The 22492-nt window shown below is 44.2% G+C and carries 18 protein-coding genes, 1 tRNA gene and 3 pseudogenes; 9 read left to right on the top strand and 13 right to left on the bottom strand.

Annotated features, from left to right (window positions below):
• The 3 genes and pseudogenes from F6K64_RS30415 to F6K64_RS30405 all read right to left on the bottom strand — a co-directional run.
• Nucleotides 1-200, bottom strand: a pseudogene (locus tag F6K64_RS30415) (hypothetical protein); the annotation flags it as partial.
• 255 nt (nt 201-455) lie between these two features.
• Nucleotides 456-1898 (bottom strand): flavin-containing monooxygenase, encoded by a 1443-nt coding sequence (locus F6K64_RS30410; RefSeq protein WP_008190503.1) that lies wholly within the window; start codon nt 1896-1898, stop codon nt 456-458.
• Nucleotides 1899-2076: 178 nt separating this feature from the next.
• The gene (locus F6K64_RS30405) at nt 2077-2274 is read right to left on the bottom strand and encodes a hypothetical protein (protein WP_154659970.1); all 198 of its coding nucleotides are present in this window, start codon (nt 2272-2274) and stop codon (nt 2077-2079) included.
• Between the two features lie 47 nt (nt 2275-2321).
• On the opposite strand from F6K64_RS30405, the gene F6K64_RS30400 reads away from it, so the two are divergent.
• Together F6K64_RS30400 and F6K64_RS30395 are read left to right on the top strand one after the other, a co-directional pair.
• Entirely contained in the window at nt 2322-3302 is a 981-nt protein-coding gene (locus F6K64_RS30400; RefSeq protein WP_008190500.1) for an SDR family NAD(P)-dependent oxidoreductase, read from the top strand.
• 27 nt (nt 3303-3329) lie between these two features.
• Nucleotides 3330-4115 carry an SDR family NAD(P)-dependent oxidoreductase gene (locus F6K64_RS30395; protein ID WP_008190499.1) on the top strand — a complete coding sequence of 262 codons (786 nt, stop codon included), beginning with the start codon at nt 3330-3332 and terminating at the stop codon, nt 4113-4115.
• Between the two features lie 188 nt (nt 4116-4303).
• Here F6K64_RS30395 and F6K64_RS30390 read toward each other — a convergent pair whose 3' ends face one another.
• From F6K64_RS30390 to F6K64_RS30375, 4 genes and pseudogenes are all read right to left on the bottom strand, one after another.
• The gene (locus tag F6K64_RS30390; RefSeq protein ID WP_008190498.1) at nt 4304-4759 is read right to left on the bottom strand and encodes a DUF4351 domain-containing protein; all 456 of its coding nucleotides are present in this window, start codon (nt 4757-4759) and stop codon (nt 4304-4306) included.
• A 126-nt stretch (nt 4760-4885) separates the two neighbouring features.
• Nucleotides 4886-5336, bottom strand: a pseudogene (locus F6K64_RS30385) (Rpn family recombination-promoting nuclease/putative transposase); the annotation flags it as partial.
• Between the two features lie 148 nt (nt 5337-5484).
• Nucleotides 5485-6135, bottom strand: a complete 651-nt coding sequence (gene hisIE / locus F6K64_RS30380) for a bifunctional phosphoribosyl-AMP cyclohydrolase/phosphoribosyl-ATP diphosphatase HisIE (protein WP_008190493.1) — start codon at nt 6133-6135, stop codon at nt 5485-5487.
• 89 nt (nt 6136-6224) lie between these two features.
• Nucleotides 6225-7469: an RNA-guided endonuclease InsQ/TnpB family protein gene (locus F6K64_RS30375; protein WP_008190491.1), complete on the bottom strand. Its 1245-nt coding sequence runs from the start codon at nt 7467-7469 to the stop codon at nt 6225-6227.
• Between the two features lie 473 nt (nt 7470-7942).
• On the opposite strand from F6K64_RS30375, the gene hemL reads away from it, so the two are divergent.
• Entirely contained in the window at nt 7943-9250 is a 1308-nt protein-coding gene (gene hemL / locus F6K64_RS30370; RefSeq protein WP_008180065.1) for a glutamate-1-semialdehyde 2,1-aminomutase, read from the top strand.
• A 328-nt stretch (nt 9251-9578) separates the two neighbouring features.
• Here the strand turns inward: hemL and F6K64_RS30365 are convergent, their stop codons facing one another.
• From F6K64_RS30365 to F6K64_RS30355, 3 genes and pseudogenes are all read right to left on the bottom strand, one after another.
• Entirely contained in the window at nt 9579-10070 is a 492-nt protein-coding gene (locus F6K64_RS30365) for a YajQ family cyclic di-GMP-binding protein (RefSeq protein WP_008180068.1), read from the bottom strand.
• A 528-nt stretch (nt 10071-10598) separates the two neighbouring features.
• Nucleotides 10599-10820, bottom strand: a pseudogene (locus tag F6K64_RS30360) (MAPEG family protein); the annotation flags it as partial.
• Between the two features lie 40 nt (nt 10821-10860).
• Complete coding sequence (locus tag F6K64_RS30355) at nt 10861-12306, bottom strand: IS200/IS605 family element transposase accessory protein TnpB (protein WP_008180070.1); 1446 nt, start codon at nt 12304-12306, stop codon at nt 10861-10863.
• Between F6K64_RS30355 and F6K64_RS38530 the strand changes: the two genes are divergently transcribed.
• Nucleotides 12307-12606, top strand: a complete 300-nt coding sequence (locus F6K64_RS38530; protein ID WP_353737262.1) for a transposase — start codon at nt 12307-12309, stop codon at nt 12604-12606.
• Nucleotides 12607-12631: 25 nt separating this feature from the next.
• Nucleotides 12632-12784, top strand: a complete 153-nt coding sequence (locus tag F6K64_RS38525; protein WP_008180074.1) for a transposase — start codon at nt 12632-12634, stop codon at nt 12782-12784.
• Here the strand turns inward: F6K64_RS38525 and F6K64_RS38520 are convergent.
• Nucleotides 12737-13057 (bottom strand): MAPEG family protein, encoded by a 321-nt coding sequence (locus F6K64_RS38520; protein WP_081431909.1) that lies wholly within the window; start codon nt 13055-13057, stop codon nt 12737-12739. The genes F6K64_RS38525 and F6K64_RS38520 overlap by 48 nt on opposite strands.
• Nucleotides 13058-13100: 43 nt before the next feature.
• Nucleotides 13101-13604 carry a DNA-processing protein DprA gene (locus F6K64_RS30345; protein ID WP_008180076.1) on the bottom strand — a complete coding sequence of 168 codons (504 nt, stop codon included), beginning with the start codon at nt 13602-13604 and terminating at the stop codon, nt 13101-13103.
• Between the two features lie 192 nt (nt 13605-13796).
• Here F6K64_RS30345 and F6K64_RS30340 point away from each other — a divergent pair.
• Nucleotides 13797-13870: transfer RNA gene (locus tag F6K64_RS30340), tRNA-Val, on the top strand.
• Nucleotides 13871-14102: 232 nt separating this feature from the next.
• Here the strand turns inward: F6K64_RS30340 and F6K64_RS30335 are convergent.
• On the bottom strand, nt 14103-15443 hold the full coding sequence (locus tag F6K64_RS30335; RefSeq protein ID WP_287267340.1) for an FAD-binding oxidoreductase: 1341 nt from the start codon (nt 15441-15443) through the stop codon (nt 14103-14105).
• Nucleotides 15444-15617: 174 nt separating this feature from the next.
• On the opposite strand from F6K64_RS30335, the gene F6K64_RS30330 reads away from it, so the two are divergent.
• From F6K64_RS30330 to F6K64_RS30320, 3 genes are all read left to right on the top strand, one after another.
• The gene (locus tag F6K64_RS30330; RefSeq protein WP_287267339.1) at nt 15618-17021 is read left to right on the top strand and encodes a tetratricopeptide repeat protein; all 1404 of its coding nucleotides are present in this window, start codon (nt 15618-15620) and stop codon (nt 17019-17021) included.
• Between the two features lie 19 nt (nt 17022-17040).
• A complete protein-coding gene (locus tag F6K64_RS30325; RefSeq protein WP_287267338.1) occupies nt 17041-17298 on the top strand; it encodes a hypothetical protein in 258 nt (85 codons plus the stop codon).
• 24 nt (nt 17299-17322) lie between these two features.
• On the top strand, nt 17323-22492 hold a 5170-nt coding region (locus F6K64_RS30320; protein WP_287267337.1), incomplete at its 3' end, for a tetratricopeptide repeat protein.

Raw genomic sequence — 22492 nt, 5'->3', positions numbered from 1 at the left:
GAAGCTGGCAGGGTTTGAAATTCCCACTGTAGGATTTGGTTAGCGGTTTGCAGCAGGGTCAAGGAATCGGCGTGAATCGGTTCAGTATTTAACTCAGTTTTGAGCACCGATATTTCAGTAACTTCAAGACCATGAAGCCACCTGACCAAATCAGCTGGGTAGTTTTCGGCGAGATATTTACATATATTATCGTAAGCCAAGGTAGTTATCTGTGGTTAAGACTACCTGGCCGAGTTTACAGGATTTGGTCAAAAAAAGCGATCGCGTAGCGTGGCCATAGGCCAATCCCTTAGCGGCTCATAAGCGAGCATCGCGTAGCGTGGCCATAGGCCAATCGCTTTTTTTGTGATTGGGCTTTTGGTCTTTTTGGCTTCCCCCTGAAATAAAAATCTGCTCTATCTCCCCCTCTTCCCCGCCTATCTCCTCAAAAGAATTGGTAGTCTTACCCGACTAGGCTAGGTAGAAATATAGTCATCAAAAATTGGTTTTCTTGTAGCCCACCAATATTGGATAGTATTACCAGGCCACAAAGCGAATACTCTGCCATCTTTATTTTGATACCAGCTCATACAGTTTTCTTTTGTCCACACCCTTTTTGCCATAGTTTTCCATAAATCCTGATAATAACGTCTCATGGCTTCCTCCTTCACTTCCAGAGATTTCCAGTCTTCTGTGAGCATTTTATTCAAGCAGCCAATAATATAATTAACTTGGCACTCTACCATTAAAATAACCGAGCTATGACCCAAACCAGTATTCGGTCCTAAAAGACTAAAAAAGTTAGGGAAATTGGAAACAGAAATACCAAGATACGCTTCTGGTTCGTTGCCCCATATCCCCGCTAGACTCTCTCCGTTGCTACCACGTATATCCATTTTTTTGTAGGACAAAGAGTTAAATCCTGTAGCATAGATAATAGCGTCAACTTTATAGTCTTTTCCTGGTTCGGTTACCAGACTATCAGCCGTTATTTTATCTATCTTATCTGTAATCAATTCTACATTCTTTCGGTTCAGGGTTTGATAAAAATCGTTATTAATTAAAATTCGTTTACAACCTGGTTGATAGCTGGGTATCACCGCATCCCGTACTCGGGAGTCATCAATTTCCTGGTGTATGCGTTTTTCCAATTGTTTTTGTAGGTACTTACTAATAAAACTTCCAGTAGTGAATAGAGGAAAACTGATTAAGTCATTACGTAAGTATAGTAATCCCCGGTGCAGTTGCATCAGAATAGGGAACTTCTTAAAATACCATTGCATCTGGGCTGAATAAGTCCCATCGTCTCGGTTAGTAATCCAGTTCGGAGTTCTTTGAAAAATCAATAGTTGTTTCACTTTTTTGGCAACTTCTGGGATAAATTGAACTGCACTGGCTGCAGTGCCTACAACTGCCACAGTTTTATCAGTTAAATCAAAGCTGTGATTCCATCTAGCTGAGTGAAACGAAACTCCTTTGAAGCTTTCTAAGCTATTCAAATTCGGTAATTTGGGTAAATTTAAACCTCCCCAGGCACTGATCAGTATGTTAGCTGTTATAGTTTTATTATCAGCTGTGTCAACATACCAGAGGCAATTTTTGGCATTGAAATGGGCGCTAATAACCTCTTGATTAAAACGGATATGGGGATAAATATTGTATTTACGTGTGCAGTGTTCTAAGTATTTCAATATCTCTGGCTGAGAGGGATAAACTTGGTTCCAATCATATTTCATCTCAAAAGAGTAACAATATAAATGAGCGGGAATGTCACAGGCACATCCTGGGTAGTTATTATCCCGCCAAGTCCCTCCAATTCGAGAGTATTTTTCTAGAATAATGAAAGGTATTTTGGCTTTTTTAAGTTTAATAGCCATGCAGATACCAGACATGCCGGCACCAATAATAACTACTTGCATTTTTATTATTTTTATGTTATGATTACTGGTGATTATTCGTTTTATTGTTTAGTTGGATAGTTCCCAAAACGCGATAATCGAAGTTTAGATAAAAATCCCAACCAGCAAAGGTCAAAAGTGAGTATTCAGCTATCAGCTATCAGCTATCAGCTATCAGCTATCAGCTATCAGCTATCAGCTAATGCGCTACTTGAGGTGCTTTTGAATAAAACAAGTAAGCATTGGAATAATGCTGAGTAAAGTCACCTCCCAGCGTCGTTCGCACAGCGTGGCCATTCGCGTAGCGTGGCCGAAAGGCCAAGGCCAAAGCCTGTGCCACAAAACTGACGGCTGACGGCTGACGGCTGACGGCTGATGGCTGAATGCTTACGGTCAAAAAAATGCTACCATTAAATAATATAATAAATATCAAAAAAAGCAATTATGGGGAGCCTTGAAGGCAAAGTAACCTTAGTCACGGGTGCCAGCCGTGGTATTGGTAAAGGAATTGCGATTGGCCTTGGAGAGGAAGGTGCTACGGTATATATTACCGGTCGTAGTCTAGACAGTTCCAATGTCACAGAGGGAGTTTCCGGTAGTCTTCGGGAAACCCAATTAGCTGTGCAAGATGCTGGTGGTATTTGTATTCCGGTAATGGTAGATCATAGCGACGACCAACAAGTGCGCTTACTCTTTGAACGGATTCAAGATGAGCAGAAGGGACAACTGGATCTGCTGGTCAATAATGCGTTTTCAGGAGTGCAGGCATTGAAAGAGGGATACGAAAAACCATTTTGGGAATGCGTTGACAATCTTTGGGATGCTGTCAATGATGTCGGTCTCCGCAGCCATTATATTGCCAGTGTTTTTGCAGCTCGACTGATGATTCAGCGTCAGCAGGGGCTGATTTGCACCATCTCATCTTGGGGCGGCATGTCTTACATCTTTGGTAGCGCATACGGGGCAGGTAAAGCAGCTTGTGATCGACTGGCTGCTGATATGGCTGTTGAACTCAAGCAATATAATGTGGCATCCCTTTCGATTTGGCCAGGCATAGTTGGTACCGAGCATATTTCCAGTTTGGCTTTGCAAATGGGAGAAGATAAACCTGGCAATCAGCAAAGCCGACTGATCTCTCAAGGCTATAATTGGGAAACTCCTTTACTCACGGGGCGCGTTATTGCTGCCCTTGCTGCAGACCCAACTGTAATGAGCTTTACAGGCCGCGTTCGAGTTGTCGCAGAACTGGCTGAGCACTATGGTCTCTTCGATAAAGACGGGTTACGTCCGGTATCACTACGCTCTCTGCGTTTTATAGCTCCAATGTTTTGGCCACCATTAATAAAATATGCGTCGCTGATACCTAACATTAATATACCCTGGTTTTTATTACTATGGGGAATACTCCAATCTCCTAAAATTTAACCGATAGCAAAAATTGAGAACAATTAGATGAGCAATCTCCATGGAGCTGTGGTAATAATCACCGGTGCCGCCGGTGGATTCGGTCAGGAATTGACTCGACAATTATTAGAAGCTGGTAGCCGTTTGATCCTCACGGATATTGATAAAACTATTCTTAAAGAGCGTGCCGATGCTATTCAACGGGAGGTTAAAACTGGGGATATACTTGCTCTTTTGGGGATTAATCTTTCTGAACCTGACGGATGCGAAACTCTTTATCAGCAGGTTAAAGACCTGGGAATAGAAATCGATATTTTGATCAATAATGCTGGCATTGGCCTTTTTGGTCGCATGGACGAAGTGCCTGCGGAAAAATGGGAAAGGCTGATGCAGGTAAATCTGCTGGCACCAATGCGATTAAGTTCTCTATTTGCCGCTGATATGATTAGGCGTCGCCAAGGTCACATCGTTAACATTTCCTCTGCTGCTGGCTGGATTGCACCCGCTGGCATGGCTCATTATACTGCTAGTAAATTCGGTTTGCGAGGATTCAGCGAAGGGCTTTTAAATGAAGTTAAAATTTATAACGTCAAGGTTACAGCTGTTTATCCCTTTTACAGCCGTACTCCCATTATCCAGTGCAAACAGTACGGAACCCTTGCTAAAGAAGATCAGGAGTTGCCGGACTTTATAATAACTGATCCAGCTAAGGTCATGAGGCAAACGATTCAAGGAATCATTGATAATAAACCTCATGTTTTTCCTGATCGAATGGCAAAAAGTATCTCAGTTATTAAACGTTTTTTTCCCCAATTATTAAACTGGATTTTTTAAACTGGATTTTTAATGGGTTCAATCGGAAACCAAAAGCCGATTTATAGGATTTATATAGCAAAGGGAACAGCGGATCATCGGAGTAGGGAGTAGGGATAAGCAAGGGTTGGGTTTGGCGAGAAGCCCACACTTACTAGGGTAGGAAGTGTGGGAGCATGGCACTGAGCTTTGATCCGTACGCATCCGGTTTATTGCTGATGGGATGCCAACCACACAGCTACATCGCTGACTGTCTCAAAATCCAACAGCGCCTCGCTCAACTCCTCCAATTGAACAACAGAAAGCTTTTTAATCCCCTGTTGTAGCTGGTCGTCAAGACTCCCAAACCGACGGGTCAGTTGACGTATAATGATTGAGTACCCTTCCTCTTGCCTTCCTTCACGTTTTCCTTCGAGTTTTCCTTCACGTTTTCCTTCACGTTTTCCTTCGAGTAAACCCAGTTGATGTCCTTTTTGAATTATCTTCTGATAAATTACAGACTCTTGCATCACTTCCTCCGGAAATAATTCTCCTATCAAGCGTTGGTCGAACCGCAAACCTGCTAGTAACTGGGTACAAGCGCTGATGTTAGCAAAAGCTAGTGGTTCTTCAATCCTATCCACTGCTGCTGCCACTTGCTCTAATAATCGTTTAGGGACTTGCATGTAAAAAAAATACCAATTAAAGTAGGGTGGGCAAAGTTATCTTATCTATAAGACTCATTTGAACCAAAATGTTTTTGCCCACCCTACAAGCTAAAATCTGGTATTTTATTTTTTGGCTACTCCCTTAGGAGATTCACGCTTATGCCAGAGTGGCAAAGGGCAATAAGGCGGGATTGGCCAAAAATAGCTCAGGGTCTTGCTCCCACATCCTGATTACTCGATAGCCATGGCTGGTTTTACCCTCCAGCAACTGGTTAGTATATGCTTTGTTTGAGGTGGTGAACTTGAGAAATATCACTACCTGCTCAATCGGACAGTTATACTTTTCTTTCAGTCTGACCCAATACTTGAGCATTCTCAATGGTAGGGATGGCTTGGAAGCTGGCAGGGTTTGAAATTCCCATTGCAGGATTTGATTAGCGGTTTGTAGCAGCGTCAAGGAATCGGCGTGAATCGGTTCAGTATTTAACTCAGTTTTCAACACCGATATTTCAGTAACTTCCATACCATGAAGCCACCTGACCAAATCAGCTGGATAGTTTTCGGCGAGATATTTACATATATTATCGTAAGCCAAGGTAGTTATCTTAGGTTAACAGTACCTGGCCGATTTTACCGGATTTGGTCAAAAAAAGCGTACCCATCCATCGTGATTATGCTTTTGGCTTCCCCCTGTGATCAAAATCTGCTCCACTCACCAATTCCCTTGTTCCCAATCACCAACACTATCGACGGCGCTGTTGCAATTTGCGATAAACATCCCGTACATCAACCTGATGGTAAGCCATAGCAACTAGGCTGTGGTAGAGCAAGTCCGCTACTTCAGATGCGATCGCATCCGGGTCATCATCCTTACAAGCCATTACCACTTCTGCAGCTTCTTCCCCAATTTTTTTAAGAATCTTATTATCCCCACCCTTAAACAACTTACAGGTATAAGACCCTTCTACTGGATGGTCACGGCGATCGCAAATTATCTCAAACAACTGAGACAAGGTATCTGCTGGAGGGGCTACTTTCTTACTCTCCACTTGATGGAAACAGCTACGCTCACCGAGATGGCAGGCAATATCACCAATTTGTTCCGCCGTCACGAGTAAAGCATCACTGTCACAATCGTAGCGGATGGATTTTATCCTTTGTAAATGCCCAGATGTAGCACCCTTGTGCCACAATTCCTGACGAGAGCGACTCCAAAACCAGGTTTCTCCTGTATCGAGGGTTTTTTGCAATGACTCCCGATTCATCCAAGCCATCATTAATACCGTACCATCAAGGTAATCTTGGACAATGGCTGGCACTAGTCCTTGATCGTTGTAGCGAACTTGGTCAACTGGGATAGCTTGGCTAATGGAAGTCGGTTCAGATGCTGACATAGTTTTAGGCAACGGATGGAAACACCCAGCGGGTCAAACAGCTTTAATGAGATACACCCTACAAGATACCACCCCTGATATCCAATTGATCAGTAAATATTGATCATTGACACTCCCCGCGCCTTTAGGCGCGGGGATTCTTCGCTCACAGACTCGACTTGCTGAACCTGGCCGGAACCAAGAACAGTAGCGGTCAAATCTCCCGAAGCGTTCGGATCGATGATCCAGGTTCCGGTGTGCCCCACCGTACCCAAGGCTCTTTTTAAAATGTTGATAGCGGCGTTGTGATCTCTATCTAGTTCGCATCCACATTCGCAGATATGAGTCCTAGTGGATAGTGACTTCTTCACGAGTTCACCGCATTTGGAGCAGTTCTGGCTTGTATAGGCAGGATTAACTGCAACAGTGACTCTGCCAAACTTTTTGCCAAAGTGCTCCAACCATTTTCTAAATTGATACCAACCAGCATCATTAATAGACTTAGCTAAACAATGGTTTTTGACCAGATTCTTTACTCTCAAATCTTCATAGGCGACCAGGTCGTTAGACCGGATTACGCAACGTGCCAGTCTCTTGGCATGTTCTTTACGTTGCCTACTTATTTTGAGGTGCTGTCTGCCTAATCTATTAACGGCTTTCTTACGGTTAGATGAGCCTTTCTTTCTCCGAGATACTCGGCGTTGATAAAATTTTAGACGCTTCTCCCCTACCCTATAAAAGCGAGGTGATGGTTCAGTGTTTCCCCTAGAATCGGTATAGAACTCTTTTAGTCCTACATCCAATCCTACAGTGGCATCAGCCGGGTCTAATTGTTCTTTTACATCTATGGAAATACAGAACTGAACGTAATAACCATCAGCTCTTTTAACTATACGAACCCGTTTGATTTGCTTTTTGTCAAAACGCCACAAGTCCCATGTCCCCTTAAGCTTCAGCTTTCCTATTCCCTTTTTGTCACTGAAGATAATCGACTTCTTGTCAGGGGACAGTTTCCATCCTGACTGCTTGTATTCGACTGATCTACAGTGTTTCTGGAAGCGGGGAAAGCCTTTCTTTCCTGGTACCTTCTTCTTACAGTTTTCAAAGAAACGACAAATCGATGACCATGCTCTTTCAGCCGCAGCTTGTCGAGCTGTTGAGTTTAATTCATTGGCAAACGGAAACTCTTTAGCCAGTACTTTACTGTACTTGCTAAGGTCATATTTACCCGTTCCTTTATTGTCCATCCATAGGCGAATGCAACTGTTGCGAATAAATTTAACTGTCCGAATAGCTTCATCTATAGCTAAATATTGATGGCTTTTGCCGTAGGCTTTCATCTCAACAATAATCATTGACCTTGACCTTGACCTTGACCTTGACCTTGACCTTGACCTTCGGTCACGCTACGGGAACGGTCACGCTACGGGAACGAATTTCGACCTCACTCGCTCTATTCTTACGCTAACAGGTTGGGCGTAATCTGTCAAGTACAGATAAAATAAAAGTGACACGGCGACTAAACTCGCTAGTCACTTTCATCCCCGATCTAAAGATGCGGGGCTGAAAGTGTTCAGATTTCTAGTAAATCTGCATTCTTTCTTTACAAATTCAAAACGGATCAGTCTCCATAGGATAATAATCTCTTGTCCAGTATTGCCCCTAAGCCGAAGTTCCCTGAAGTGCGACCCAAGGGCGATTTACTCGCCCATTGGAAAGCGCACTTTGGCCGAAGTTACCTATTGCCCTGTTTAAGGGGGGTAATGGGGTGATCGCCTTTTCCCTTATTTTCAACTAACTCGTACACTATTAATATTAGGAGACTATTTTGGTTAGCACTACCTCGTTTAAAACCACTAAATCACAAGAAATTTTCAGCGCCGCCCAGGAGCTAATGCCAGGAGGGGTCAGCTCCCCAGTCAGAGCCTTTAAATCAGTAGGCGGAGAACCGATTGTATTTGACCAAGTTAAAGGAGCATACATCTGGGATGTAGATGGCAACCAGTACATTGACTATGTAGGTACCTGGGGACCAGCCATTTGCGGTCATGCTCATCCGGAAGTTATTGGGGCATTGCACCAGGCTCTAGATAAGGGTACCAGTTTTGGAGCTCCCTCGGCCCTAGAAAACGTGCTAGCACAAATGGTGATTGACGCTGTTCCTAGTATTGAAATGGTGCGGTTTGTTAATTCTGGGACCGAAGCCTGTATGGCCGTGCTGCGCCTGATGCGTGCCTTCACAGGACGGGACAAAATTATCAAATTTTCTGGCTGCTACCATGGTCACGCCGATATGCTGCTGGTACAAGCTGGTTCTGGAGTGGCTACTCTAGGTTTACCCGATTCCCCTGGTGTTCCTAAGTCTGCCACTGCTAATACCTTAACTGCTACCTATAATGACCTGGACGAAGTTAAAGCTTTATTTGAGCAATATCCCAATGAGATTGCTGGGGTCATCCTAGAACCTGTGGTGGGGAATTCTGGTTTCATCACTCCTGTACCTGGTTTTCTTGAAGGCTTGCGGGAAGTGACTCAAAACCATGGCGCTCTACTGGTGTTTGATGAAGTGATGACTGGCTTCCGGATTGCCTACGGTGGTGCTCAGGAGAAATTTGGCATCACTCCTGACTTGACTACCCTAGGTAAAATTATCGGTGGTGGTTTGCCCGTGGGAGCCTATGGCGGACGAAAGGATATCATGTCCATGGTGGCACCAGCTGGGCCAATGTATCAAGCCGGAACCCTGTCTGGGAATCCTTTAGCCATGACAGCAGGCATTAAAACCCTGGAGTTACTGAAAAAACCGGGTACCTATGAACAGCTAGAGACTATTACTAAAAAGCTCTCCGAGGGATTGCTGCAAATTGCTAAAGATAGCGGTCATGCAACTACTGGTGGGTACATCAGCGCTATGTTTGGCATGTTCTTTACTGGTGTTCCTGTTCACAATTTCGATGATGCCAAAACCTCTGATTTATCCAAATTCACTCCTTTCCATCGTGGCATGTTAGAGCGTGGGATCTACCTAGCCCCCTCACAATTTGAAGCAGGATTTACTTCCCTAGCTCACACCGAGGAGGATATTGACCGCACATTAGCAGCAGCTAAGGAAGTCATTTCTGGTATCAAGCCATAGTAGTCTAGAGTGTAAGCATTTAGCTATCAGCTATCAGTTATCAGCTATCAGTTATCAGCTATCAGCTATCAGCTATCAGCTATCAGCTATCAGCTATCAGCTATCAGCTATCAGCTATCAGCATTCAGCTATCAGCTATCAGCTATCAGCTATCAGCTATCAGCTATCAGCTATCAGCTTATGGGTCCCAGCGTCGAAGCCTGTGCCACGCTACTTGATTTGCTTTTGAATAAAATAAGCTGAAGGCTGACGACTGACGGCTGACGACTGACGGCTGACGGCTGACGGCTGACGGCTGACGGCTGACGGCTGATAGCTGATAACTTACTTATCGATAGTTAGTAAATTGCAAAGCAATCGGCAAATCTTCTTGCTTCAACCGCTGGATGATATTTTGTAAGTCATCCTTAGATTTGCTAGTTACTCTAACTGAATCACCTTGAATCGAGGCTTGTACTTTTTTAAATTCATCTCGAATCAATTTGGTGATTTTTTTACTATATTCTTGGCTGATGCCTTTTTTTAGCGTGATTTCTTGGCGAACACGATTACCACTAGCTGATTCTATTTTACCATAGTCGAAGATTTTTTGCGAAAGTTCCCGTTTCGCAGCTTTGGTACGAAGAACAGTATGCACAGCATCTAGGGTAAATTCACTATCAGTATTGATGGTGATAGATTCTTCTCCTAATTCGACAGTGGTTTTAGTATCTTTGAGGTCGTAACGACTTTTGATTTCACGAATAGTTTGATCCACAGCATTGACCAACTCTTGTCGATCAAAATCACTAACAATATCAAAAGAATAAGTACTAGCCATAATTAATAACGGTCAGCGGTAGGCCGTGAGCAATGGTGGCTCACTACGTGACATACTCCCGACGCTGACAAGCACGGTACAGCGCGGGCTTCTTACCAACACCATCCAACGATTCGGTTACTCGGTAAGCTTTATTAACGACACGGGATGCCCCTCCGCGCCGGAACAATACAACTCGTTCTATTTTTAGCTAGTAGGTGGCGGTTAGCTCTTAATTTGTTTTCCCTACTGTCCCTAGTATATCCCATTGGCAAGCTACGTTCCGACCCTTGCCCCGCGCTTTCCATACGACACTTACCCAATGAAGGTAAAGTGCGGGGCTTCTCGCGGTTTAGCTAACAGCTTAAAACCAAAATGGGAATTTGTTGCACCCTATACAAAATTTTTAAACCTATTGATATCAAGCCCGGTAGCATCAGTATTGGATAAGCCCATAGTCTTGGGGAGGTGGCTCAACCTGGTGGCTCTCAAGACAAATGACCAATAACTAAAACTATCAAGGCCCGAAGCAAGTGGACTTGATCTCGTCTAGCCACTGACGCTGCTTAGACTCAGAACAAACAGAGTACCACTGGAAAGAGAGCCGATGGCAAACATAAGCGATCGCCCCAAGGGAATATCGAGAATGTAAAACACCGAGTAGAAGACTCGGGCAATTACAAATGCGATCGCACAGCCGATGGCGAGGGTTGAATTCTGACCCGTAACATAGGCCATCAAAGCGGCTGCGCTAAATATAATAAAGGTTTGAACGCACCCCAGCTAAATTAAAAATTCTAGCTGGGGATTCTTATGCTAGGTTGGACTCAGATAGCTTCCATAAACTACTGAGCGTCACTGGCGTTCTCAGCGTGTGGGAGGAACTTCTGCCTTCCCAGACCCTAGTCAACTTGGCGTTAGTGAGCACGGCATACCAATATCTAGCGCCGATGTTGTAAGACGCAGATAAGTCGGCGTTGTAGCACTTGCCGTTCTTGAATCTGGCGAGGGAATACTTTTTTTTGCTACGGGAAATTAAGCCAGACCCATCAAAGCCATAAGCACTGGTGTATTTAGCGTTAACCTTGACGACAAACCCCCCTAACTCGCTAAATTTCTCGATAGCAAGTTCCACAATCCGGTCTTTACACCATTGGTGGAATCGTTGCTTTTGGACAGAGCCGTGCTTACCCGCTTTTGCCTTCCAGTTTGACAAGTCCTCAAACACAATCACCCTCACTTGATGAGCCATGGCAAAGTCTATGACAGCTTTGGATACGAATTGAGCAATGTGTTCGTTGATATGTTTGGACTTGCGATACAATCCCTTGCAGAACCCTTGAGGCAAATTCCTTTTGGTGATCTTACGGGTTTGCTTGGACTTAGTGGCAATACGCTGCTTGCGTTGGTCACGGCGGTCTATGTCTCTGGCAGGGGAAATAAATTTCCTCGCTTTTACAGTACCGTCCCGACTAACGATAGAGCAGGTCGCTGTGGTGTTAATTCCTAGGTCTACAGCACTTACCCAATCGGATTCCGGCAGTTCCTTAATTGCGATCTCGACAGGCATCGACAGATGAACCCTGCGGTCGTTAGCAATTAAGGAAGGGGACATCAGTTTGTTGTCAAGACCGAGATGGCGGCTTTTTCCAGACGTTGGAACTCGAATAGCCAATAGCCATACCCAATCCGTACCATTCCAAACCTTGAGGTCTACAGCGTTAAAATTAGCGTTATAGCGAATTTGTTGACCTTTGTACAAAGCTGGGTAGCTGTTACCGATGGCAGTAAGCTTAGGGGATTTGTCGTGTCGGTGCTTTCTATTGCCTCGTTTCCAATCCTGCCAGCGAGTCACAAAGCTGCTAACAATCCCTAATGCGTCTTGGATGGCAGCGCGTCTTAGGTAGCTGGGAAACTTGCGAAACGATGGATGGTTATTGATGGCTTTTTTGAAGTACCAACCATATTTAGGATTGGGATTATTTGCGGTCTGGTGAACCAACTTCTCCAGCGCGTTCACCCGTTCTTTGGCAGTTAACCCCAACAGGGCAGACCAATTCCCATAGGCGATTAGTACCAAAGGTTTTAGGAAATGGCGGTACTCTTCCACTGTCAGAATAGCTAAATTGCGCTGGTGGCGAGTCAAAGACAGCGACCAGACATCAGTTCTGATACTGGACGCTGTCTTTGACTTTTTGCGCTTAGTTCGCTTTTTAGCTTGCTTCTGGCCCATGGCAAAATACTTAACCAATACCATATGTATTTTAACCTGCTAAGATTTAGTTGTCAATTTAGTTGCCGAGCCCGCTCTAGGGATTTCAGGAGACTCAAGACTCGCTCCAACTCAGCATTTCGGTTGATCTATCACTTGGTACTAGTGACTAAGTTCAGAAACAATTCCCTAACAGGGGAGATGCTTGAACGCTTGGAAGACATTTTGAGGGTATCCCATGCAAAATGGGATTGTGAACTGATTGAATTTGGGGGGGAGAGTAATCACGTCCACGTTTTGTTTGAAGCTATCCCCAGTATTGACTTGGTCATTGCTAGTAAATAACCTCAAAACTGTTTCCTCTCGACTAATGCGCAAAGAGTATGCAGCCCATCTCAAACGTTTTTACTGGTCAGAAAAACCGATGTTCTGGGGTGGCAGCTATGCTTTGATTTCAGTAGGAACCCAAGCTCCATTAGAAAAGCTGATTGCATATGTCCAGAATCAGGAAAAGCCAGAATAAGGATGCTGCGCAAAGTTTATTGGTTTCGCTAACCCCACCGCGCATCAAAGATTCTAGGTGGGGACTGCGCTCAACATTTTGTTCAAAGGAGTTCTGATGTGCCCAAGTCGCTCGTTGGGCATAGGGCGGTAGCTGATCAAACATGGCGCGAGGAGCACTTTGGTCATAGCCTAGTTTGAAACGGCTGTAGCCAACTACCAGAAATGGTAGATAGATTAAAACCGTTGCCCCCACAATACAGTAAAGTAAAATTCCCGAACCGGATAGATGCATAGTCTAGCTCACACTAATCAAAATTAATCACAATTAATCACAACTAATCAAAATAGAACAGAGTAACAACCTTGTTTTGCTGTTCCGCCTCCTTACAGGTGTTGAGGAGGGTACGGCTATCATGGAATGCGAAACAAATTAACTGCTGACACCTCGCAACAATTTCGGCATTACACAAGGCACTAGCTTCAGCGAGAGACAAGGTATCATTTTGGGGGTTTTCCACCAAATGCATTACCTTCTCCAAGTATTTTCGGGATTCCAGTGGCTGTCGCTGAAGACTTTGGGGCAAAATTACCGTTAGCAAGGAGGGATCGGCTCGCATAGCACCTCGAATGGCAGCTAAGTTGGTTCCAGTGGCACCAGAGGTAATCAGACGATTACCCGCTTGCACTAAGGCATAGCTCATCATCTCAATTAGATTCTGATGGGTGATAGGAACGTGACGTGACCCCAACAAGGCAATTCGCTTAGAACCAGTTTGCTGTATGGCTGCGAGTTCCTTGGCTAATGTATCGATACTGGCGGTTTCTATTGGTTGACTCAAAGATAAAGATGTTGGTAAAGGCTGAACGACCAGGACATTTTAGCAGAACTCATCCCTCATGTCCTCCTTCAAAAGAATTTGAAGGAAAGGCAATAGGCAATAGGCATGCTAGCAATAGGCAATAGGCAATTTCCCTCAAACGTTCCTGAGAATTGCTATATTCTAAATATGTGCTATCATAATGAATGGTTTGGACGCATAGCTCAGTTGGTTAGAGCACCACGTTGACATCGTGGGGGTCACTGGTTCGAGTCCAGTTGTGTCCATATTTATTTCACTATCCACAGGTAAGCATATGCGCTACGCGCAGGCTACGCCAACAGCTATCAGCCTATGCGCTACGGGAACAGCCATTGGCCTATGGCCACGCTACCGGAACAGCTTTTGAATAAAATAAGCTGACGGCTGACCGCTGACGGCTAACCGCTGACCGCTGACTGCTGACTGCTGACTGCTGACTGCTGACTGCTTATCCCCACACTTCCCACACTCCTTACTCTACCGATGCTCCCAGGCTCGCATTTTACCGGGATTCATCAATCCATAGGGATCAACTATTTCCTTAAACCGCAACTGTTCCATATCAACGGTTTTCATACCCCCATCTTCCAAGATGTAGGTGTGGGGATTAGCAATCAATGCGCCATAGTCTTCGTGATAGCGAATAATTTCATTTAAACGGTCTTCAGAACTATACCGAACGATTTGTAGTCCCACTGGTATCAGTTTTCCTGCCACTCGCATAAATTCTAAATGCATGATCACTTCATCCCCAAAGTGGTGATACAGATGCTCCACCTGTTCCAGATTCACAAATGAGGTTTGTAAATAGGTGAGGTTGGGATCAACACTACGGGCGTGTAAGGTGGTATGATTCCAGGTGAACTCTGCTAGGCTGACTCCCTTACTAGCTTCATGGGCACTCTTCTGGTAAGTGACCTCTCCACCATACTCCCGAACTAAATCCTGGAATGGCTCTAGGGAAGATTCCGCTATCATCAGCAAGGCACAGTGCTTAGCTTCAGGAAGGTAGTTGCTGACAGCGGCAAAGTAGGATGGAATTGGCCAAGCGTGAATGCTAATCAGTTTTTTAATCAAGCCATCGGCATCACCTAAAGCTTGACCAAATCTCGCAGCAGTCATAAAGTCATCAAAGACTACAATGACTTCAGCCCAAGGATAGACTGGTCCTAGGGGTATTTCTAATTCAGTGATAATGCCGTTAGTTCCATAGGCGTGATTCACCTTCTGCACCTGATCGGACCGTAATTCGATTACACGGGGCTGGTCTTCGAGGGTGACGACTTGGACAGCATGAAGATTTCCGCGATCGCGTAATACTCCATAAGTAATGGAACCAATGCCGCCACTGCCGCCACCAATAAACCCACCAATAGTAGCAGTGCGATAGGTAGAGGGAGCCATGCGCAATTCCCAGCCAATTTTATGAGCTTCTTTGTCAAAGGCGGCTAGCTTTACCCCAGGCTGAACAGAGGCTAAACCCGGTTTTATCCAGTTAATCTGATTCAGGCGAGTAGTATCGAGAATCAGACCACCGTTGAGGGGGATACACTGACCATAATTACCAGTGCCTGAGCCTCTTACGGTTAGGGGAGCTTTGTACTTAACGCAAACCCTAGCTATTTCCAGGACTTCCGCCACCGTAGTGGGACGAACTACGATATTCCCTCGTTTATCTTTAAGCTGGGATTCCAGTACCGGACTGAAGTGGTAGTAGTCTAGGGATAATTTAGCAACTTGGGTCGGGTCATTAATAATTTCTATTCCGGTAAGTTCCGAGGCTAGGGAATTCCAGTCAATAGCTTGGGGGGTTGTCATCAGAGGTGTGGGGAGTGGGGGGAGGTGTGGGAAGATTTTTGTTAAGGTTAATTATCTTGACATCATATCAGAGCAAGTTGCTTGATATTGAGAAATTATTTAGTATAATTCGCATAAAAGTGCCACCAATTACAGATATATATAGTAATCAACTGTCAAGTCACCGGTGTGTCTATGAGTAATTACTCTACTATTTCTGTATTATGTCTCAAGCTAGCTAGTGCTACTTTACTGTGCCTGCTCTCACCGAGCCTAGCCCCAGAAAATCTGGGAGTTGCTCCAGCAGTAGCACAAACCACTCCAGACCAAGCTGGGGAGTTTGTGGAGCAATTTCATACCCTGAGTCGAGAAGAGGGTTATCAATATCAGGTTAGTGCAGTCCTGATATTGAAGGGAATACTGTATACTGCTCAAGGGGAATTGGATAAAGCGCTAGAAACCCTGAAGCTTGGGTTAGCCATTTCTAAACCAACTCGGAGTCGGAGATTAGAACAGAATATCCAGTTTGAGACTGGAAGGATTGACAACAAAAAAGGAGAGTATCTCCAAGCCCTAGAGGTTTACCAGCAATCCCTAGCAATTTGCAGAGAATTGGGGAAACGTAAGCTGGAAGGAATTGCGCTGAATACTATTGGCTTGGTTTACGATAAACAGAAAAACTATGACCAAGCCATTGATTATTATCAGCAAGCTTTAGCTATTCACCGGGAAGTTAAGAATCATGCTGGGGAAAGCACCACCCTTGTTAATCTTGGTCAGGTTTATGAAAAACAGGGAAAGTCTCAGGAATCGAGAGACTATTATCAACAAGCTTTAGCTATTTCCCAAGCCATTGAAAATCTGACTGTAAAAGGTCTAAATTTTATGGAAATTGGGGTAGATTATTTTAAACTTGGCAAGGCTGACCAAGCTATAGACTACTACCAACAAGCCTTAGATATTTTTCGAGAACTTAAAAATTACCCTCATCAAGTCAATATCCTGAGAGTGCTTGGAGTAGCTCAAATTAGACAATGCAACTATGACCAAGCCCTGGAGTATTATCAGCAACTCCTAGCCATTGCCCGACCAATCAAAGACTACTCTCAAGAAACAATCGCGCTCAATTTTATTGGGCAAATTTACAACAACCAAGGAAAGTATGACCAAGCTCTAGATTCCTACCAGCAAGCCTTGACCATTACTAAAAAAAATGATGACCATCTAACTAGTGCAACCCTCCTCAATAATCTTGGGGGAGTTTACAACAATTGGAAAAAGTACAACCAAGCTTTAGATTACTACCAGCAAGCCTTAACCATTAGCAAAAGGTTAAACGACTCGATCACAATTGCGACTACACTCAACAACATTGGCTCGATATATCAGAAGCAACGGAAGTATCCCCAAGCTCTAGACTATTATCAGCAAGCTTTAGGGATTAACCAAGAGTTGGGGGATCTTGGTCGTGTACGTGTTGCTACTAACCTCAATAATATTGCCTCAGTGTACCAGAATCAGGGTGAGTATGACCGAGCCTTAGACTACTACGAGCAAGCTTTAGCGATTGCTGAAGACCTAGGCGATCGCTCAGGGTAAAGTACTACCGTCAATAATATTGGGTAAATCATTACGTCTAGTGGTGCGTTACGGGGCGGACTATCCCAACCCTGGCTACGAAGCGAACAATAAGGGCAAGTCCGCCCCTAACTCACCCTACGCACTAACCTTGGCCTATTGGCCACGCGATCGCGTTCAACCTTGGCCTATTGGCCACGCGATCGCGTTCAACTTTCAACCTGCTAACCTTCAACCTACTCCCTACTCCCTCACCCAATTTAAAACTTCCCCACTGCATAAAACTGCCACGACCTAAGGATATATAGTAAGAAACTACCAAGTGGCTGATTTGTCGATGGGTATTTACTCTACTATTCCTGTATTCTGTCTCAAGCTAGCTAGTGCTACCTTACTGTGCCTGCTCTCACCGATCTTAGCTCCAGAAAATCTGGGAGTTGCTCCAGCAGTGGCACAAACCACTCCAGACCAAGCCACTCAAGCGGAGCAATTATTCGATCGGGCAAGGTCAGAGTTTGTTAAAGGTCAGTTGCCTCAAGCAAAGGATAGTTATCAACAAGTGTTGAAGATTTATCGGGAATTGGGAAACTCTACAGGTGTTGCTCAAGCTCTTAATGGCCTTGGACAGGTTTACAATCTATTATCTCAAGAAACCAAAGCTCTGGAAGTATTGCAAGAAGCTCTGAAAATCCGTCAAGGTAATGGGGAGCGAAAGGAAGAAGGGGAAACCTTGACCCATATCGGAACAGTTTATTCAAGTCAGGAAGACTATCCTAAAGCTCTGGAGTTGTTGGAAAAAGCTCTAACCATTAACAAAGAGGTAGGTAATCAGCTTGGGATTGGTTATGCTCTGGTTAATCTTGGCTCAGTTTACTCCTCCCAAGGAGAGTATGACAAAGCCTTTGATAGGTTAGAGCAAGGTTTGAGTATTATCAAAGAAGTAGCTAAGACTGGGAAAAGCTTACGCATTCTAGCAGGCTACTATCAAGCCTACGCTCTGAATTGGATCGGCTCAGCTTATATCTGGTCAGGGAAATTAAACCAAGCTGGGGAGTTTCTGGAGCAAGCTCATGCCCTGAGTCGAGAAGAGGGTTATCAATTAAGGGAAGGTGTAGCCCTGACCTTGAAGGGAATATTGTATAACAATCAAGGAGAATTGGATAAAGGGCTGGAAACCCTGGAGTTGGCAAATGCCATTACTAAACCCACTGGTTTTCGGGGATTAGAACAGAATATTCTATTTTGGATTGGAGGGATTTACAACCAGAAAGGGGAGTATGTCAAAGCTATAGACTATTACCAGCAATCCCTAGCAATTCGGAAAGAATTGGGTAAGCGTAAGCTGGAAGGAATTGCCCTCAATACTATTGGCCTGGTTTACCATCAACAGAAACAATATGACCAAGCCCTCAACTATTATCAGCAAGCCTTAGCTATTCACCGGGAAGTTAAGAATCAGGCTGATGAAAGCACCACCCTTGGTAATATTGCTTACCTTTACCGCCAGCAAGAACAGTATGACCAAGCCCTCAACTATTATCAGAAAGTTTTAGCTATTCACCGCGAATTGGGTAAGCGTAAGCTGGAAGGGATTGCGCTCAATACTATTGGCGTGGTTTACTATAACCAGAAACAGTATGACCAAGCCCTCAACTATTATCAGCAAGCCTTAGCTATTCACCGGGAAGTTAAGAATCAAGTAGCAGAAAGCACTACCCTTGGTAATCTTGCCGAACTTTACCGGAACCAAGAACAGTATGACCAAGCCATTGACTATTATCAGCAAGCGTTAGCTATTCACCGGGAAGTTAAGAATCAGGCTGATGAAAGCACTACCCTTGGTAATATTGCTACACTTTACCAAAAGCAAGAACAGTATGACCAAGCCCTCAACTATTATCAGAAAGTTTTAGCTATTCACCGGGAAGTCAAGAATCAAGTTCAGGAATGGAGTACCCTTGCTAAGATTGGACAGGTTTACTACCAACAGGGAAACTATCAGCAAACCATAAACTATTATCAACAAGCCTTAGCCATTTCCAAAAAAATTGACAATCTCACAGGAGAAGGTGCAAATCTTTGGGGGATTGGGCAAGCTTATTATGACTTGGGCAACCATGACCAAGCCATAGACTATTACCAACAAGCCTTAGAAATTTACCGCAAACTTAATAATACCTCGATTGAAGCATCTATCCTGGGAGGGCTTGGACTAGCTCAAATCAGCCAAGGCAAATATGACCAAGCCCTGAAGTCTTATCAGCAACTCCTTGCCATTGCCCGAGAAACCAAAGAGCCTTCTCAAGAAATAATCGCTCTCAATTTTATTGGGCAAGTTTACGAATCTCAGGGAAAGTATGACCAAGCCCTAGATTACTACCAGCAAGCCTTGACCATTGCCAAAGAAATTAATGACCAGAAAACTACTGTAGACCTCCTCAATAATATTGGGGTAGTTTACAGCAATTGGGGAAAGTACAACCAAGCCCTAGATTACTACCAGCAAACCTTAACTATTAGCAAAAGTTTAAACGATTCTATCAAAATTGCGACTATACTCAACAACATTGGCTGGATATATGACGGATACGGGAAGTATAGTCAAGCTCTAGACTATTATCAGCAAGCTTTAGCCATTAACCAAGAGTTGGGCGATCTCCGTCGTGATAATGTTGCTACTAATTTCACTAATATTGGGCATGTTTACCATAGTCAGGGTGAGTATGACCGAGCCAATGAATACTTCCAGCAAGCTTTAGCTATTTCTAAAGACATAGGTTATCGCTCCCAGGAAGCCAATATCCTTAATAATATTGGATCAGTTTACGATAGTCAGGGTGAGTATGACCGAGCCAATGAATACTTCCAGCAATCTCTAGCTATTTCTCAAGAAATTGGGGATCGCTCAGGGGAAAGTACTACTCTCAATAATATTGGGTTCATTGACTATGCTCGGGGTGAGTATGCTCAAGCATTAGAATACTTCCACCAAGCTTTAGTGATTCAACAAGACCTAGGGAAGCGTTTCGAGGAAGCTACTACCCTCGGCAACATCGGAACAGTTTACATTAGCTGGGGAGACTATGCCAAAGCCTTAAACTATCATCAGCAATCTCTAAAAATTAAGCAAGACATTGGTGACAAGAGGGGAGTTGGTGCCAATCTCAACAATATCGGAAGAATTTATACTGACCAAGGGGAGTATGAGCGAGGGTTAAAATACTTACAGCAAGCTCTAGCTATTCAACAAGAGATAGGCGATCGCCCCACAGAAGCTGCTAACCTGAGGAACATCGGAACAGTTTACAGTCACTGGGGAAAGTATCCCAAAGCCCTAGAATATCAGCAAAAAGCCCTAGCCATTCGTCAAGAGATTGGTGACCAGGCCGGTATTGGCACCACCTATAACTCTATAGGGGCAAATTATCTGGATTTGGGAGATTATTCCCAAGCCTTGGACTACTTCAACCAAGCTCAGGCCATTTTTACCAAAATTGGGGCTAAGGAAGGGATTGCAGAAACCCTGACTAACATCGGAACAGTTTACCAAAAGCAGGAAAACTATCCAAAGTCTCTAGAAAACTATCAGCAATCCTTAGCTATTTCTCAACAGATTGGTAATCGCCTAGATCAAGGTCACACCCTGACTACTATCGGAATAGTTTATGAAAAACTGGGAGAGTATACTAAAGCCAATGACTATCATCAAAAAGCCTTAGAGATTAATCAAAAAATTGGCGTAAAAGCCGGGATTAGCTTTACCTTATACAAGATCGGAATAGTTTACACTAGTCTAGGAAACTATCCCCAGGCTTTAGCAGCTTATCAACAAGCCTTAGCCCTTTCCCGAACCCTTGGCACTCGCTTAAGGGAAGGGCAAATTCTGGCTGGTATCGGTAGCTTGTATGATACCCAAAACCAATCGGAATTAGCGATTACCTTCTTTAAACAATCCGTTAATGTCCGAGAAGGGATCCGCAAAGACTTAAAAGTTCTGCCCATTGAACAACAACAATCCTTTACCAACACTGTTGCCCAAGACTATCGCCGCTTGGCTGATTTACTGCTGCAAAAAGATCGAGTGTTAGAAGCCCTACGGGTGCTCGATTTACTGAAAGTCCAGGAGTTGGAGGATTACCTCAGTAATCTGCTAGGGAATTATAACACCGTTGATGGCATTACAGAACTGACTGAAGAACAGGAAATCCTCAAGGGTATCCAACCAATTATCGACCAAGCTATTGCCCTGGATCAAGAACTCAGTGAACTGGAAACTATTGTTACGGATAAGCGCACCCAAACCCAGCAACAGCGAATCATTCAACTTAGGAAAAATCAAGCCCAGGTCAGGAAAGACTTTCAAGATTCCCTGAAGAGTCCAGAGGTAAAAGCTTCCTTGGCACAATTGAGGGAAACCACAGAAGCAGAAAACTTAGACCTAAAGAATTACGATCGACGATTACGAGAGCAACTCCAGCAATTGGAACAGGATGCGGTTATGTTCTATCCCCTAGTATTAGATGACCGTTTGGAATTAGTCCTAGTCACCCCTGATGCTCCCCCAATTCACCGCACGGTTAAGGCAAACCGAAAAAACGTGGAAAGAGCGATTGACAACTTCCGCCAAACCGTTGGCAATGGGAGCAATAATTACAAAATTTACGTCGAGCAACTGTACGAGTGGCTAATTAAACCGATTGAAGCTGACTTAGCCAAAGCTAATGCCAAAACTATTATTTATGCTCCTGATGGCAAATTGCGCTATATTCCCCTGGGGGCTTTGTATGATGGCGAGCAATGGTTAATTGAGCGGTTGAGAGTTAATCAGATTACTGCTCTGAGCCTAACATCCCTAGATAATAAACCCACACCACAGTTAGACGTGTTTGCGGCAGCGGTCACCAAAGAGCATAGGATTGAGATCGGGGATAAACAGCATGAATTTCCAGCCTTAGCGTTTACCAAACCAGAAGTTGAGGGTCTGGCAGAAACCTTTCCCAACACTAAGCTATTCATCGATAAACAGTTTCATGAGGATACCATTTATCAGATGAATGACTATTCCATTGTGCATCTAGCCACCCACGCTGTGTTCGAGAAAACTAAACAAGATTCATTTATTCTGTTTGGTGATGGCAGTCATGTTACCGTTGACGAGGTGGAACAATGGAATTTCCCCAATGTAGATTTAGTAGTGCTCAGTGCCTGTCAGACCGGCTTAGGGGGAGAATTGGGGGATGGCAAAGAAATCCTGGGTTTTGGTTATCTGATGCAAAATGCTGGTGCCGATGCTGCGATCGCATCCCTGTGGAGCGTGGATGACAAAGGTACCCAAGTCTTGATGAATAAATTTTATGAGGTCTTAAAACAGGGGAACGTTACTAAAGCCGAAGCCCTCCGACAAGCTCAAATTGCTTTAATTACCAAAGTAGAGTATGGTTTGGAGCATCCTTATTTTTGGGCACCGTTTATTTTAATTGGGAATGGATTAT

Origin of the sequence: Moorena sp. SIO3A2, from assembly GCF_010672265.1 — a bacterium.
Classification (GTDB): domain Bacteria; phylum Cyanobacteriota; class Cyanobacteriia; order Cyanobacteriales; family Coleofasciculaceae; genus Moorena; species Moorena producens.
Note: the sequence above shows the minus strand (reverse complement) of the source record. Positions and strands in the feature narration are given on the sequence as shown.

What these genes read in the sequence shown, in the direction of transcription:
- F6K64_RS38530 (WP_353737262.1), top strand. Translation starts at nt 12,307, where the DNA reads ATGTATTTTAACCTGCTAAGATTTAGTTGTCAATTTAGTTGCCGAGCC.
- F6K64_RS38520 (WP_081431909.1), bottom strand. Translation starts at nt 13,057, where the DNA reads ATGCATCTATCCGGTTCGGGAATTTTACTTTACTGTATTGTGGGGGCA.
- F6K64_RS30395 (WP_008190499.1), top strand. Translation starts at nt 3,330, where the DNA reads ATGAGCAATCTCCATGGAGCTGTGGTAATAATCACCGGTGCCGCCGGT.
- F6K64_RS30355 (WP_008180070.1), bottom strand. Translation starts at nt 12,306, where the DNA reads ATGGTATTGGTTAAGTATTTTGCCATGGGCCAGAAGCAAGCTAAAAAG.
- F6K64_RS38525 (WP_008180074.1), top strand. Translation starts at nt 12,632, where the DNA reads ATGCGCAAAGAGTATGCAGCCCATCTCAAACGTTTTTACTGGTCAGAA.
- F6K64_RS30400 (WP_008190500.1), top strand. Translation starts at nt 2,322, where the DNA reads ATGGGGAGCCTTGAAGGCAAAGTAACCTTAGTCACGGGTGCCAGCCGT.
- F6K64_RS30330 (WP_287267339.1), top strand. Translation starts at nt 15,618, where the DNA reads ATGAGTAATTACTCTACTATTTCTGTATTATGTCTCAAGCTAGCTAGT.
- F6K64_RS30390 (WP_008190498.1), bottom strand. Translation starts at nt 4,759, where the DNA reads ATGCAAGTCCCTAAACGATTATTAGAGCAAGTGGCAGCAGCAGTGGAT.
- F6K64_RS30335 (WP_287267340.1), bottom strand. Translation starts at nt 15,443, where the DNA reads ATGACAACCCCCCAAGCTATTGACTGGAATTCCCTAGCCTCGGAACTT.
- F6K64_RS30365 (WP_008180068.1), bottom strand. Translation starts at nt 10,070, where the DNA reads ATGGCTAGTACTTATTCTTTTGATATTGTTAGTGATTTTGATCGACAA.
- hisIE (WP_008190493.1), bottom strand. Translation starts at nt 6,135, where the DNA reads ATGTCAGCATCTGAACCGACTTCCATTAGCCAAGCTATCCCAGTTGAC.
- F6K64_RS30375 (WP_008190491.1), bottom strand. Translation starts at nt 7,469, where the DNA reads ATGATTATTGTTGAGATGAAAGCCTACGGCAAAAGCCATCAATATTTA.
- F6K64_RS30410 (WP_008190503.1), bottom strand. Translation starts at nt 1,898, where the DNA reads ATGCAAGTAGTTATTATTGGTGCCGGCATGTCTGGTATCTGCATGGCT.